Here is a 13,119-nt window from a genome sequence, read left to right on the forward strand (position 1 = left end):
GCGTGGGATTTGTTCGAACAGTGGTCTGCACCAGGCCCTCCGTCGCTGTGACGGCAGACGGATGTGAGGGGGAGTGGTCGCCGATGGGCGTGCAGGACCGGCCGGAGACGGCCGAGACGGAGCGGCTGCTGGCCGGGCGGTACGAGCTGGGCGACCGGCTCGGCCGCGGCGGGATGGGGACCGTCTGGCGGGCCTGGGACCGGATGCTGAACCGCGAGGTCGCGGTCAAGGAACTGACCGTCAACCACCTGCCCGAGGACGAGCTGCAGATCCTGCACGCCCGGATGAAGCGGGAGGCCAGCGCGGCCGCCCGGATCAAGCACCCCGGCGTGATCACGGTGCACGACGTGCTGGAGCAGGACGGCCGGCCGTGGATCGTCATGGAGCTGGTGGACGGCCGCTCGCTGGCCGACGTGATCAGCCAGGACGGCACCCTGCAGCCGCGCGCCGTCGCCGAGGTCGGCAGCCAGGTGCTCGCCGCGCTGCACCGCGGCCACCAGCTCGGCGTCCTGCACCGCGACGTGAAGCCGGCCAACGTGCTGCTGGAGCGCGGCACCGGGCGGGTGGTGCTGCTGGACTTCGGCATCGCGACGTACGAGGGCTCGGCCGAGCTGACCCGGCCGGGCGACCTGGTCGGCTCGCCGGACTACCTGGCGCCGGAGCTCGCCCAGGGCGAGCGGCCGGGGCCGGCCTCCGACCTGTGGGGCCTCGGGGCGACGCTGTACGCCGCGGTGGAGGGCCAGTCGCCGTTCCGCCGGACCTCGCCGATCACCACGCTGGCCGCCGTGGTGGGCGAGCCGCTGCCGGAGCCGCTCCGGGCCGGGCCGCTGGGCCCGGTGCTGGCCGCGCTGATGGCCAAGGACCCGGCCGAGCGGCCGAACGCGGACGAGGCCGCCCGGATGCTGGCCGAGGTGAAGGCCGGGCACACGATCGGCCTGAAGTCGGTCGCGCCGCTGCGCGCGCCCACCCAGTCGGTGCCCGTGGTGGACCGCAGCGAGCGCCCGGCGGCGGCGGAGGACCACGCGGAGGAGGCCGCGCCGGGGACGACGGTGGAGGCCGAGGAGCCGACCGGGGTGCGCTCGGGGGCCGTTCCGGACACCACCGGGGGCGCGGCCGACGAGGCGGCGGCGCTCACCGCAGCGGTCGCGCCGGTGGCGCACCCCGTCACGCCCGCGCGCGGGCCGGCCAAGCGCCGCAGCACCCTGAAGATCGTCGTGATCGCGGTGGCCGTCGGCCTGCTGGCGGCCGGCGCGACCTTCCTCGCCACCCGGCACACCACCACCGGGCACGTCGCCGCCTCCACGGCCGACGAGCCCGTCCCGACCGCCTCCGTCAGCCCGGACCCCACCAGTGGCGCCAGCCCGGGGCCGGCGGCGCCCAACGGCTACCACTGGGTCGACGACCCGGCCGGCTTCCGCTTCCCGCTGCCCTCGGTCAGCCCGGCCTGGCAGCGCAGTGCCACACCCGACAACCAGGTCTACTACAGCCCCGACAACAAGGTGCACTACCTGCAGTTCGCGGTCACCGTCGGCCAGTCGGTCAAGCCGCTGGACCACCTGCGGCAGATGGAGGCCACCGTCTCCAAGAACCTGAAGGAGTACAAGCAGCACAAGATGACCGGCGTCGCGGTGAACGGCCACGAGGCGGCCGTCTGGGAGTTCAGCTACCTCGCCAAGGAGGGCGGCCGGCGCCGGGCGGTCGAGGCCGAGTTCATCGACGACGACGGCACCAGCTACGCGATCTACTCGTCCAGCCCGGACCGGGGCAACGAGTGGAACGAGGCGGAGCAGCGCTTCAACGCCGTGCTGCACTACTTCGCGCCGACCCGCTGACCGGGGGGAGCCCGCTCCACCCGGCCGCGGCAGATTCTTGTTACCGACGGGTACCGGACCGGCCGTCGAGCGCCTAGGCTGCGCCGTATGTCGGACCTCACAGCAGGCGCAGCGGCCACCGAACACCCCGCGACCGGGAACCCGCCCGCCCCCGGCGGGGGCCGGACCGTCGCGGCGGCCGTCCCGCCGTCCCTGGTCGCCCGGCTGGCCGCCGGCGTCACCGCCACCGGCGAGCCCAGCCTGGTGGAGACCGTCGCCCCGCTGACCGGCGAGCGGCTGGCGAGCCTGCCGCGGTCCACCCCGGCCGACGTCGAGGTCGCCTTCGAACTGGCCCGCCGCGCCCAGACGGCCTGGGCCGTGCTGCCGGTGCGCCGCCGCGCGGCCGTCCTGCTGCGCTTCCACGACCTGCTGCTCAAGCGGCAGGACGAGGTGCTGGACCTCGTCCAGGCCGAGACCGGCAAGGCCCGGCTGCACGCCTTCGAGGAGGTGCTGGCCGTCGCCATGGCCGCCCGGCACTACGGGCGGGCCGCGCACGGCTACCTCCGGGACAAGCGGCGAGGCGGGGCGCTGCCGGTGCTCACCCACGCGGTCGAGGCCCGTCGGCCCAAGGGCGTGGTCGGCCACATCTCGCCCTGGAACTACCCGCTGGAGCTGTCCGTCGGCGACGTCCTGCCCGCCTTCGCGGCCGGCAACGCCGTGGTCAACAAGCCGGACACGCAGACCGCGCTGACCGCGCTGTGGGCCCGCGAGCTGCTGATCGAGGCCGGGCTGCCGGCCGACCTGTGGCAGGTCGTGATCGGCGACGGCCCGGTGATCGGTCCCGCCGTGGTGGAGCACGCCGACTACGTCTCGTTCACCGGCTCGACCCGCACCGGCCGGGAGGTCGCCCAGCGCGCCGCCGCCCGGCTGGTCGGCGCCTCGCTCGAACTCGGCGGCAAGAACGCCATGCTGGTCCTCTCCGACGCCGACCTCGACCGGGCCGCCGCGGGCGCCGTGCGGGCCTGCTTCTCCTCCGCCGGGCAACTGTGCATCTCGATCGAGCGGCTGCTGGTGCACCGCTCGGTGGCCGACGACTTCCTGGAGCGCTTCGCCGCCCGCACCCGGGCGCTGCGCCTCGGCGGCGGCCTGGCCTACGGCGCCGACATGGGCTCGCTGGTCTCCGTCCGCCAGCTGGAGACCACCACCCGGCACGTGGAGGAGGCGGTCAAGGCGGGCGCCACCGTGCTGGCCGGAGGCCGGGCCCGGCCCGACCTCGGCCCGTACTTCTTCGAGCCGACCATCCTCGACGGGGTCACCCCGGACATGGCGGTCTGCGGCGAGGAGACCTTCGGCCCGGTCGTCTCCGTCTACCGCTTCGACACCGACGACGAGGCGGTGGCCGCCGCCAACTCCACGCCGTACGGCCTGAACTCCAGCGTCTGGACCAGGGACACCCGGCGCGGCCGGGCGGTCGGGGCCCGGCTGCGCACCGGCACGGTCAACGTCAACGAGGCCTACGCGGCCGCGTACGGCTCGATCGGCTCGCCGATGGGCGGCATGGGCGACTCCGGGCTCGGCCGCCGCCACGGTGCCGAGGGCATCCTGCGCTTCACCGAGGCGCAGACCGTCGCGACCCAGCGGCTGATGCCGATCGCGCCCTCGTTCGGGCTGGACGACCGTCAGTTCGCCGCGGTGATGACCGGCGGGCTGCGGGTGCTGAAGGCGCTGCGGTTCAAGTAGCCGTCCCGGGCCGAAGGTTCAAGTAGCCGTCCCGGCCCGGCGGTTCGTCCCCGTGGGTCGGAGTCGGCCCGGCCGGTGGTCCGATCCGACCGTCCGGCAGTCAGGTTCCGTCCCGCAGTCAGGTTCGCCCGTCCCGTAGTCAGGTTCGCGTCCCGAAGGAGCAGTGGCAGATGGTGGAGTCCGGCGGTGCGGCGGAGTTCGACTACGACGTGGTCGTGGTCGGCTCCGGCTTCGGTGGTTCGGTCGCCGCGCTGCGGCTGACCGAGAAGGGCTACCGGGTCGCCGTCCTGGAGGCCGGTCGGCGCTTCGAGCGGGACGAACTGCCCAGGAACTCCTGGGACCTGCCGAACTACCTGTGGGCGCCGAAACTCGGCCTCTACGGCATCCAGCGGATCCACCTGCTGGCCAACGTGCTGATCCTGGCCGGCGCCGGGGTCGGCGGCGGCTCGCTGAACTACGCCAACACCCTGTACGTGCCGCCGAAGGCCTTCTTCGAGGACCGCCAGTGGCGCCACATCACCGACTGGCAGGAGGAGTTGGCGCCGTTCTACGACCAGGCGCAGCGGATGCTCGGGGTCCGGCTCAACCCGACCGTCACCCCCTCCGACGTGCACCTCAAGGCCGCCGCCGAGCAGATGGGGGTGGGCGACACCTTCCACATGGCGCCGGTCGGGGTCTTCTTCGGGGACGGCCGGGACGCCGGCGGCAGGGCCAAGGCGGCGCCCGGGGACGAGGTCGCCGACCCGTACTTCGGCGGCGCCGGGCCGGCCCGCAAGGCCTGCGTGGAGTGCGGCGAGTGCATGACGGGCTGCCGGCACGGGGCCAAGAACATGCTCACCGAGAACTACCTGCACCTGGCCGAGCGGGGCGGCGCCGAGATCCACCCGCTCACCACGGTGGCCCGGATCCGGGAGCTCCCCGGAGCCGACGGGAGCCACGGCTACGCGGTGGACGTGCGCCGGACCGACTCCCGTTCCCGCACCGACCGGGTGAAGGCGGGCGCGCGGACCATCACCGCCGCCCGGGTGGTGGTCGCGGCCGGGACGTACGGCACCCAGTCGCTGCTGCACCGGATGCGTGACGGGGGGCACCTGCCCCGGATCTCCGCCCGGCTCGGCGAGCTGACCCGCACCAACTCCGAGGCGCTGGTGGGCGCGCAGACCACCGACCGGCGCTACGGCAGCCGGGTGGACTTCACCAAGGGCGTGGCGATCACCTCCTCGATCCACCCGGACGCCAGCACCCACATCGAGCCGGTCCGCTACGGCAAGGGCTCCAACGCGATGGGCGCGCTGTCGATAGCCCAGGTCAAGGGCGGCGGGCGGGCCCCGCGCTGGCTGCGCTACCTGGGCGGGTCGGTGCGCCACCCGGTGACCTTCGCCCGCTCGATGAACCAGCACCGCTGGTCCGAGAAGACGATCATCGGCCTGGTGATGCAGTCGCTGGACAACTCGATCACCGTCTCGCTGAAGAAGGACCTGCTCGGCAAGAGCCGGCTCACCTCCGCCCAGGGCCACGGCGCCCCCAATCCGACCTGGATCCCGGCCGCCGAACAGGGCGCCCAGGCGCTGGCCGAGCAGATCAACGGCTTCGCGGGCAGCAGCGCCGGCGAGATCTTCGACATCCCGATGACCGCCCACTTCCTCGGCGGCTGCCCGATCGGCGACGCTCCCGAGACCGGCGTGGTCGACCCCTACCACCGGCTGTACGGCCACCCCGGGATCAGCGTGGTCGACGGCGCGGCCGTCTCCGCCAACCTCGGGGTGAACCCCTCGCTGACCATCACCGCGCAGGCCGAGCGCGCCATGTCGATGTGGCCCAACAAGGGCGAGGCGGACCGCCGTCCGGCCCAGGGCGAGGTCTACCGGCGGGTCGCCCCGGTGGCGCCGGCCCGGCCGGCCGTCCCGGAGGACGCGTTCGGCGCGCTCCGACTGCCGCTGCTGCCCGTCCCGGAGGTCCCGAAGAAGCGCGGCTGAGCAGGCCTCGACGGGCCAACCCGCCCGGCTCGGTACCCGGTTGACATTCGTTCGGATCCGATGGGATAAACGGGCTTTCTGGGGGACCAGGAACTCGTCGAGCGGGGGGAAACCGGTCCATGGCCATCTGCGCATCGTGCGGCGCGGCATCGGTGGAAGGGGCGTCCGCGTGCGTCTCGTGCGGGCGGCCGCTGACGCCGCCCCCGCCGACGGCCGCCATGCCCGCGGTACCTCCCGTCGTTCCGCCGGCCGTACCGCCTCCCGTACCGCCTGCCGTACCGCCCCTGCCGGCGTACGGTCCGCCGTCCGCCGCGCCCGGGTACCCGCCGCCGCCTCCGCCGCCCGGGTACGGCCCGCCGCCCGGCTACGGCCCGGGCCACCCGCAGCCCGCCGGGCCGCCCACGCTGGGCAGCTGGGGCGCCGGGCAGCCGTACGACCCGCGGGCCGGGCGGCCGACCGTGCTGAGCCAGCTGCTCGGCGCGGACTGGCGCCCGGCGCTCCTGGTCGCCGCCGCCCCGACCGCCGTGCTGCTGCTGGCGGCGCTGATCGTGGCGATCCCGAGCGACTACCAGTACGCCTACCTGGTCCGGGCGCCCGGGTTCGGCGAGCGCTTCGGCGCCGCCCTGTCGATGGCGCTGAGCGCGCTCGGCGCGCCGTTCAAGCTCGGGTACACCAGCGCGTTGCGGCGCGGCGACGCGGAGGGCATGGACGCGCTGTTCCGGGCGGTGCCGCTGACGGTCACCGTGCTGTGGGCGCTGGCGCTCTGGCTCGGCCTGCGGACCGCGGCGCGCCGCCGCCGGGCCGCCGGCCTCCAGCTCACCCGGGCCCAGGCCGCGGGCGAGGCGCTGCGCACCGCGGTGGTCCTGGCGGCGGTGACCGCGCTGCTCGGGCTGGCCGGCGGGACGTCCTGGCAGCCGCAGCGCACCGGCCTCGTCGGCCGCGCCCTCGGGGTGACGTACACCGTGGACTCCGGCTGGCCGGAGGCGGTCGGCTGGACCGCCCTGCTCGCCGCGCTGACGGCCTTCGCCGTCCACGGCACCGACGCGCTGCGCTGGGCCGCCTGGCGCAGCCGGGCGGTGCGCGGCTGGGCGGTCGCCGCGCTCACGGCCGGCCGGGCGCTGGCACTGTCACTGGGCCTGGCCTCGGTGACGGGCTTCGTGCTGGTCGCCGTCAACAGCGACGGGGGCTGGCAGACCCCGGTCTCGGCGGCCTTCCTGCCCAACCTCGGCCTGGGCCTGCTCGGCCTGGGTTCCGGGGCGACCTTGCAGGCGTTCAGCGGGGCGAGCGGCGGGGCGAGCGACGCGGCGGCCGCGATCGGCGGCGGCCGGCAGGACACCCCCGACAGGGGGGAATTCTCCTTCTTCGACCTGCACGACCAGACCGCCGACTGGCGCTGGACCGGCCTGCTGGCCCTCGCCACGGCGGGCGTCCTCGGCTGGTCGGCGTACCGGCGGCGGCTGGACGCGGCCGACCGGCTCCGGCTGGCGTCCGTCCACGCCGTGGCGCTCACCGCGCTGATGGCGGTGGGCGGTGCGCTGATGACGACCTCGACGTCCTCGGCGACCCCGGGGTGGAACACCTTCGCCAACCAGACGGTGCTGTCCCGGGACACCTCGATCAGCCTGGGCTTCGCCGGCGTGCTGGTGGCCAACCTGGTCTGGGCGGCGATCGGCGCGCTGCTGGTGCCGCCGCTGCTGGCGGCCGTCCGCGGCCGGGGTGCGGTGGCCCGCGAGGACGCCTACGGCGCGCCCCCGTACGGCGCGCCCCCGTACGGCGCGGTGCCGTCGCCGGGGGCGCCGTACGAGGCCGGTCCTGAGCCGCAGCCGTACGCCTCCGGGGCTGCGGTGGGCGACGTGGTCGGCTCGGACGACGCGCCGCTGGTGCCGCCGCCCGGCTCGCCGGCCGAGGAGCCGGTCGATCCGAGCGTCTGGCGCAAGCAGCCCTGAGCCGGGCAGCCGCGAGCGGAGCAGCCGTGGGCGGAGCGTCCCGTGGGCGGAGCGGCCCGGACAGGGCAAAGGGCCCCGCGGGGGAACGGGGCCCTTTGTCGCTCAGCACGCGGCGTCAGGGCTGCGCCGGTGCTGGGGGTGACGGCGCCGGGGGAGGGGCGCCGTCGGGTCGGTCGGCTCAGGGGTCGCGCCGTCGCGGGCCGGCGTGGGTGGCCGGTGGCGCGGGGCGCGCACGCTCGCGGTGCGGCGGGTCGGCGCGCAGGTCTGCGCCGGGCCTTCGCTCACGGAGCGTGAGGTGGCGTACGGGGCTGTCGCCCAGTGCGGCGGCAGCGGTCGGGGTCTCCGCGGGGAGCCTGCCGGCCGCCGGGAGAACCGCTTCCACGCAGCATCGTGCTGGACGAAGGGCTTGCTCTGCAACCGATTCGGCACAGTTCGGCCCAGCGCATTTGGTGCGGGTGCCGACTCCCCGGTGTGGCCCGGGCGCGGGTGTGGGCCTCGCCCCGCCCCGCCGGGCGGTTGCGGGCAGGTGCCGACGCGAGGCGTCGATGATCACGGTGCGTAGTGGTGTGGGTGGCTGCGGCGCACGGGGACGCGCGTAGCGGCGCGGGACGGGGAAGGGTGTGCGCCCGGGTGTGCCCGGCTCGCGGCGGGGGGTGCGACGACCGGCCCGGGCGTCCCCGGGACCGGCCGTCCCACCTCTCGGTCCAGTCGCGGCCGGGGTCGCTGTCCCCTGCTGTCCGGCCGCGGCACCCGCGCACGGTCCCACGGCACCGCGCTCCCGGCGGGGCCGGGGCGGCGGTGCCACATGCGCCGGTGGACTGGGATGAAGCTCCACGCGTGGTCCTGCAGTCCGTACGGCGGCGCCCCTGGCCGGGGCGAAGGCGGCGCGTCTGGCGGGCGCGGCGCGGTCGTACGGTCGTCTGAAGCAACGAAAGGCGGCCCCGCCCGGTCACGGTCGTTCGGACGGGCAGACGAGTGAAACCGGACAGCCCGGTAGAATCGGTGTCCAGACACCCCCACCCGTCGCCGCCGCGGCCCCCGCCGGGGAAGCGGTTCGGTGTGACACCTCTCGTACCGCTGCCGGAAGGCCGTCTGTGTCCTCTGCAATTCCCGTCCAGTCCGCGCCGGACAACGACACCGTCCTGGTGGTCGACTTCGGCGCCCAGTACGCCCAGCTCATCGCCCGTCGGGTGCGTGAGGCGCGGGTCTACAGCGAGATCGTGCCGAGCAGCATGCCGGTCGCCGAGATGCTCGCCAAGAACCCCAAGGCGATCATCCTCTCCGGCGGTCCGTCGTCGGTCTACGAAGAGGGCGCGCCGCAGCTCGACCGCGCGATCTTCGAGGCCGGGGTCCCGGTCTTCGGCATGTGCTACGGCTTCCAGCTGATGGCCAAGACCCTCGGCGGCACGGTCGACAACACCGGCGCCCGCGAGTACGGCCGCACCCCGCTGACCGTCAGCCGCACCGGCTCCACCCTGTTCGAGGGCGTTCCGGCGGAGCACTCGGTGTGGATGTCGCACGGCGACGCCTGCTCCGCCGCCCCGGAGGGCTTCACCGTCACCGCGTCCACCGCGGTGGTCCCGGTCGCGGCCTTCGAGAACGACGAGGCCCGCCTCTACGGCGTCCAGTACCACCCCGAGGTGCTGCACTCCGACCACGGCCAGCAGATCCTGGAGCACTTCCTCTACCGCGGCGCCGGCATCGCCCCGACCTGGACCACCGGCAGCGTGGTCGAGGAGCAGGTCGCGCTGATCCGCGCCCAGGTCGGCGAGAAGCGCGCGATCTGCGGCCTCTCCGGCGGCGTGGACTCCGCGGTCGCGGCGGCCCTGGTCAACAAGGCCATCGGCTCCAAGCTGACCTGCGTGTACGTCGACCACGGTCTGATGCGCAAGGGCGAGACCGAGCAGGTCGAGAAGGACTTCGTGGCGGCCACCGGCGTGCAGCTGAAGGTGGTCGACGCCGCGGAGCGCTTCCTGAACGCGCTGAAGGGGGTCACCGACCCCGAGGAGAAGCGCAAGATCATCGGCCGGGAGTTCATCCGGGTCTTCGAGCAGGCCCAGGCCGAGATCGTCGCCGAGGCCGGCGAGCACGGCGAGTCGGTCGACTTCCTGGTCCAGGGCACCCTGTACCCGGACGTGGTGGAGTCCGGCGGCGGCACCGGCACCGCCAACATCAAGTCCCACCACAACGTCGGCGGCCTGCCGGAGGACCTCCAGTTCCAGCTGGTCGAGCCGCTGCGCAAGCTGTTCAAGGACGAGGTCCGGATGGTCGGCCAGGAGCTGGGCCTGCCGGAGGAGATCGTCCAGCGCCAGCCGTTCCCGGGCCCGGGCCTGGGCATCCGGATCGTCGGCGAGGTCACCCAGGAGCGGCTGGACCTGCTCCGCGACGCCGACGCGATCGCCCGCGAGGAGCTGACCGCGGCCGGCCTGGACCGTGAGATCTGGCAGTGCCCGGTCGTGCTGCTCGCCGACGTGCGCAGCGTGGGCGTGCAGGGCGACGGCCGCACCTACGGTCACCCGATCGTGCTGCGCCCGGTCTCGTCCGAGGACGCCATGACCGCCGACTGGTCGCGCCTGCCGTACGACGTGCTGGCCAAGATCTCCACCCGGATCACCAACGAGGTCCGCGACGTGAACCGCGTCGTCGTCGACGTCACCAGCAAGCCGCCGGGCACCATCGAGTGGGAGTGAGCACTCCCGCCGGCCGCTGAGCCGCTGCTGAACGGCCGTGCCGTCGTTCCCGTACCAGGGAGCGGCGGCGCGGCCGTTCGCGGTGGGGCGGTCGCCGCCGGGGTGGGGACCTCCCACCGAAAGCGATCGGGAGCGGGCAGAATGCGGACCGGACCTGTCAGGGAGTGGCGGGCCGCGAGGGAAGGTGTGAGCGATGTCGGAGGCTGGCAACTCCGTGGCGGGTGACGGGGAAGCGGGCGACGGGGGAGCGGCCGGCCCGGCCGACCGGGCGGCGCAGTGGCGGGCGTCCGCGTCCCGGTACGCGCTGCTGCCGCTGCGGCTCTTCCTCGGCGTCACCTTCGTGTACGCCGCCCTCGACAAACTGTCCGACGCGCACTACCTGGCCGGGGCGGCCGACCCGGCGTCGTTCGTCTCGCAGACCCAGGCGGCCAAGGGCGGCAGCCCGATCTCCTTCCTGCTCGGCGCCGCCCTGGACGCGCCCACCCTGTTCGCGCTCGCCGTCGCCTTCGGTGAGCTGGCGGTCGGCCTCGGCACCCTGCTCGGCCTCTGGGGCCGGGTCGCGGCGCTCGGCGGCGCGCTGATCAACCTCAGCCTCTGGCTGTCCGTCAGCTGGAACGTCTCGCCCTACTACCTGGGCAACGACCTCGGCTACCTGATGGCCTGGACGCCGCTGCTGCTGGCCGGCACCCCGGACCTGTCGGTGGACGGCTACCTCGCCCGGCGGGCCGGCCGGGACCGGGGGCGCGGGCTGGGCGAGGACCGCGTCAGGCGCCGGGCGCTGGTGGACGGCGGGATCGCCGCCGTCGCGATCGGCGGCGCCGGGCTGCTCACCGGCTCGCTCACCCGGACCTTCGGCCGGGCCAAGCACTCCGCGCCCAAGCAGTCCGCGGCCCCGGCCACCACCCCGGCGCAGTCCGGACCGGCCCCCTCGGTGGCCGCCGCGAGCGTGCCGGTCGGCGGCTCGGCCCAGGTCAAGGACCCGGCCACCGGGGACGCCGTCTACATCGTGCAGCCCAAGGCGGGCCAGTACTGCGGCCTGTCCGCGGTGTGCACCCACTCCGGCTGCGCGGTCGACGCCCCGAAGAACGGCCAGCTGTACTGCCCCTGCCACGGTTCCCGGTTCGACGCCGCGACCGGTGCGGTGGTCAACGGGCCGGCGGTCAAGCCGCTGCCGAAGTACACCGTCACCCAGGACGGCGACAAGCTGAACCTCGGGCCGCTGCAGAGCTGAGCCTGATCGGGCGGGTTCAGTCCCGGCGGTCGGTGCGGCCGCGCCGGGCGACCGCCGCGACCGCGCCGGCCAGGCCGCCGAGGCCGAGCACGATGAAGGTGACCGGGATGACGATCCGGCCGTTCACCGCCTGGTCGTTGAGCGCCGCGACCAGGTAGACCACCGCGATCGTGCTGAACAGCGCCCCCGCGATCAGCGAGAACAGGTCGAGCCGGTGCTTCCTCACTGCTGGACCACCTTGATGTTGCCGATCCCGACCGCGAGTTCGAGGTCGAATGTGCCCTTGGACGGATGGCCGCTGCCGGGTGGCAGCAGGTAGGTGTGGCGGCCGGTGCCGTTGTTGCGCTCACCGGGGGTGGAGACGTCGCCGAGGCCCACCCGGGCCACCAGGTTCACCGTCACGTCCGGCGGCAGGACGACGGTCAGCTCGCCGGCGCCGAGTTCGACCTTGCTGGTGAGGGTGGCCCCGGCCGGGTCGAGCCCGCTCAGGTCCAGCTGGAGCCGGCCGGCCCCCAGGGCGTACCGGGGCTGGAGTTCGGCCGAGGCGACGACGGTGAAGTCGCGCTGGCCGACGGCGTTGCGCATGGAGTCCGGGGAGTGGCCGACGAAGACCAGCGCCAGGGTGAGCAGCAGGCCCGTCACCGCGAGCTTGCGGGCCCGGCCGAACTTCGCGCCGAGCAGCAGCGTCAGGCCGATCACCAGCAGCGCGGTGGCCAGCACGGTCGCGCTCAGCACGGTGACGTCGGTGTGGCCGGCCGAGGCGGACCAGACCGCGGCACCCGCGCCGATCGCCAGCAGCAGGCCGAAGAAGCCGAGCGCGGACCGCTCCCGGGGGTGCCGGACGGCGGCGGGCCGGGGCCGGCCGGGCGGGCCGTCCTTGCGCAGCGGGTCGCCCGCGGGCAGGTCGACGCGCTGCCACCAGGGCTGGGCCGGGCCGCCCGCCGGCGGCACCGGGGTGCCGAACGGCGGGGTGGGGCCGGCGCCGTACGGGTTGCGCTCGGGGTGGCGCGGGTCCCACAGGTAGCCGGTCGGGCCGGGGGCCGGGGAGTCGGCGGGCACCGTTCCGGCGGCGCGCTCGGCCGCGTGCCGGGCGCGGGCGGCCTCGTCGTCCTCCGGCCCGGACCACGGGTACGGGCCGTACTGGTCCCCGTCGGGGTAGTGGCGGTCGTACGGGCCGCCGCGGCGGCGCCGGCGCACCCGGCCGCGGCGGCGGTCCGGGTCGTAGCGCACCGCCAGGAAGACCAGGCCGGCGAGCAGCAGTAGCGGGAACAGCTGGTCGTCCTGGCCCATCGAGGAGAAGAACACCCCGGTACCTATCACGGCCAGCAGCACCGCGCCGACCGACTGGCCGTCCACCCGGCCGGTGAGCACCCGCTGGAGTTCGGTGCGCCCGTGCCGGGTGCTGCCCCGGCCGTCCGGCACCGGCTCGGTGGGGACGATCAGCCAGGCCAGGCCGTACAGGAACAGCCCGAGGCCGCCGGAGAGGCAGAGCACCACGGTGACCACCCGGAAGACCACCGGGTCGATGTCCAGGTGCCGCCCGAGGCCGCCGCAGACGCCGGCCACCACGCGGTGGTGCTCGGTCCTGGTCAGCGGGGGGCGGTCCGGTTCCGGCGGGGCGGCGGGCCCGGTCTCCTGGATGCGGTGGTCGTCGGTCATGGGCACCATCCTCCCGGCTGCCCCGGTCCGGCCCAACCGGTGCGAGCCCTGCCCGGACCCTGACTT

Annotated in this window: 8 protein-coding genes and 1 pseudogene; 7 read left to right on the forward strand and 2 right to left on the reverse strand. The window is 74.9% G+C overall.

Going from position 1 to position 13,119, the window contains the following annotated elements; translation table 11 throughout:
* The first annotated feature begins 83 nt into the window (after positions 1–83).
* From ACIO9K_RS16515 to ACIO9K_RS16545, 7 genes and pseudogenes are all read left to right on the forward strand, one after another.
* Positions 84–1,832, forward strand: a complete 1,749-nt coding sequence (locus ACIO9K_RS16515) for a serine/threonine-protein kinase (protein WP_363618023.1) — start codon at positions 84–86, stop codon at positions 1,830–1,832.
* Positions 1,833–1,919: 87 nt separating this feature from the next.
* Positions 1,920–3,551 carry a succinic semialdehyde dehydrogenase gene (locus ACIO9K_RS16520; protein WP_363618025.1) on the forward strand — a complete coding sequence of 544 codons (1,632 nt, stop codon included), beginning with the start codon at positions 1,920–1,922 and terminating at the stop codon, positions 3,549–3,551.
* Positions 3,552–3,721: 170 nt separating this feature from the next.
* A complete protein-coding gene (locus tag ACIO9K_RS16525) occupies positions 3,722–5,527 on the forward strand; it encodes a GMC oxidoreductase (protein ID WP_400330354.1) in 1,806 nt (601 codons plus the stop codon).
* A gap of 218 nt (positions 5,528–5,745) precedes the next feature.
* Positions 5,746–7,473 carry a hypothetical protein gene (locus tag ACIO9K_RS16530; RefSeq protein WP_400330357.1) on the forward strand — a complete coding sequence of 576 codons (1,728 nt, stop codon included), beginning with the start codon at positions 5,746–5,748 and terminating at the stop codon, positions 7,471–7,473.
* A gap of 1,094 nt (positions 7,474–8,567) precedes the next feature.
* The gene (gene guaA, locus ACIO9K_RS16535; protein WP_350877181.1) at positions 8,568–10,163 is read left to right on the forward strand and encodes a glutamine-hydrolyzing GMP synthase; all 1,596 of its coding nucleotides are present in this window, start codon (positions 8,568–8,570) and stop codon (positions 10,161–10,163) included.
* A gap of 193 nt (positions 10,164–10,356) precedes the next feature.
* Positions 10,357–10,896, forward strand: a pseudogene (locus tag ACIO9K_RS16540) (DoxX family membrane protein); the annotation flags it as partial.
* 213 nt (positions 10,897–11,109) lie between these two features.
* The gene (locus ACIO9K_RS16545) at positions 11,110–11,394 is read left to right on the forward strand and encodes a Rieske (2Fe-2S) protein (RefSeq protein WP_400330516.1); all 285 of its coding nucleotides are present in this window, start codon (positions 11,110–11,112) and stop codon (positions 11,392–11,394) included.
* A gap of 16 nt (positions 11,395–11,410) precedes the next feature.
* On the opposite strand, the gene ACIO9K_RS16550 is transcribed toward ACIO9K_RS16545, so the two are convergent.
* On the reverse strand, positions 11,411–11,620 hold the full coding sequence (locus ACIO9K_RS16550) for a hypothetical protein (protein ID WP_363580170.1): 210 nt from the start codon (positions 11,618–11,620) through the stop codon (positions 11,411–11,413).
* Positions 11,617–13,053 (reverse strand): PspC domain-containing protein, encoded by a 1,437-nt coding sequence (locus tag ACIO9K_RS16555; RefSeq protein ID WP_400330361.1) that lies wholly within the window; start codon positions 13,051–13,053, stop codon positions 11,617–11,619. Before ACIO9K_RS16555 ends, ACIO9K_RS16550 begins: the two co-directional genes overlap by 4 nt.
* Between the last annotated feature and the right edge of the window lie 66 nt (positions 13,054–13,119).

This window comes from Kitasatospora sp. NPDC087271, from assembly GCF_044744605.1.
Taxonomy (GTDB): Bacteria; Actinomycetota; Actinomycetes; order Streptomycetales; family Streptomycetaceae; genus Kitasatospora.

Coding starts and splice junctions, on each gene's coding strand:
- ACIO9K_RS16515 (WP_363618023.1), top strand. CDS start 84: ATGGGCGTGCAGGACCGGCCGGAGACGGCCGAGACGGAGCGGCTGCTG.
- ACIO9K_RS16520 (WP_363618025.1), top strand. CDS start 1,920: ATGTCGGACCTCACAGCAGGCGCAGCGGCCACCGAACACCCCGCGACC.
- ACIO9K_RS16525 (WP_400330354.1), top strand. CDS start 3,722: ATGGTGGAGTCCGGCGGTGCGGCGGAGTTCGACTACGACGTGGTCGTG.
- ACIO9K_RS16530 (WP_400330357.1), top strand. CDS start 5,746: ATGCCCGCGGTACCTCCCGTCGTTCCGCCGGCCGTACCGCCTCCCGTA.
- ACIO9K_RS16555 (WP_400330361.1), bottom strand. CDS start 13,053: ATGACCGACGACCACCGCATCCAGGAGACCGGGCCCGCCGCCCCGCCG.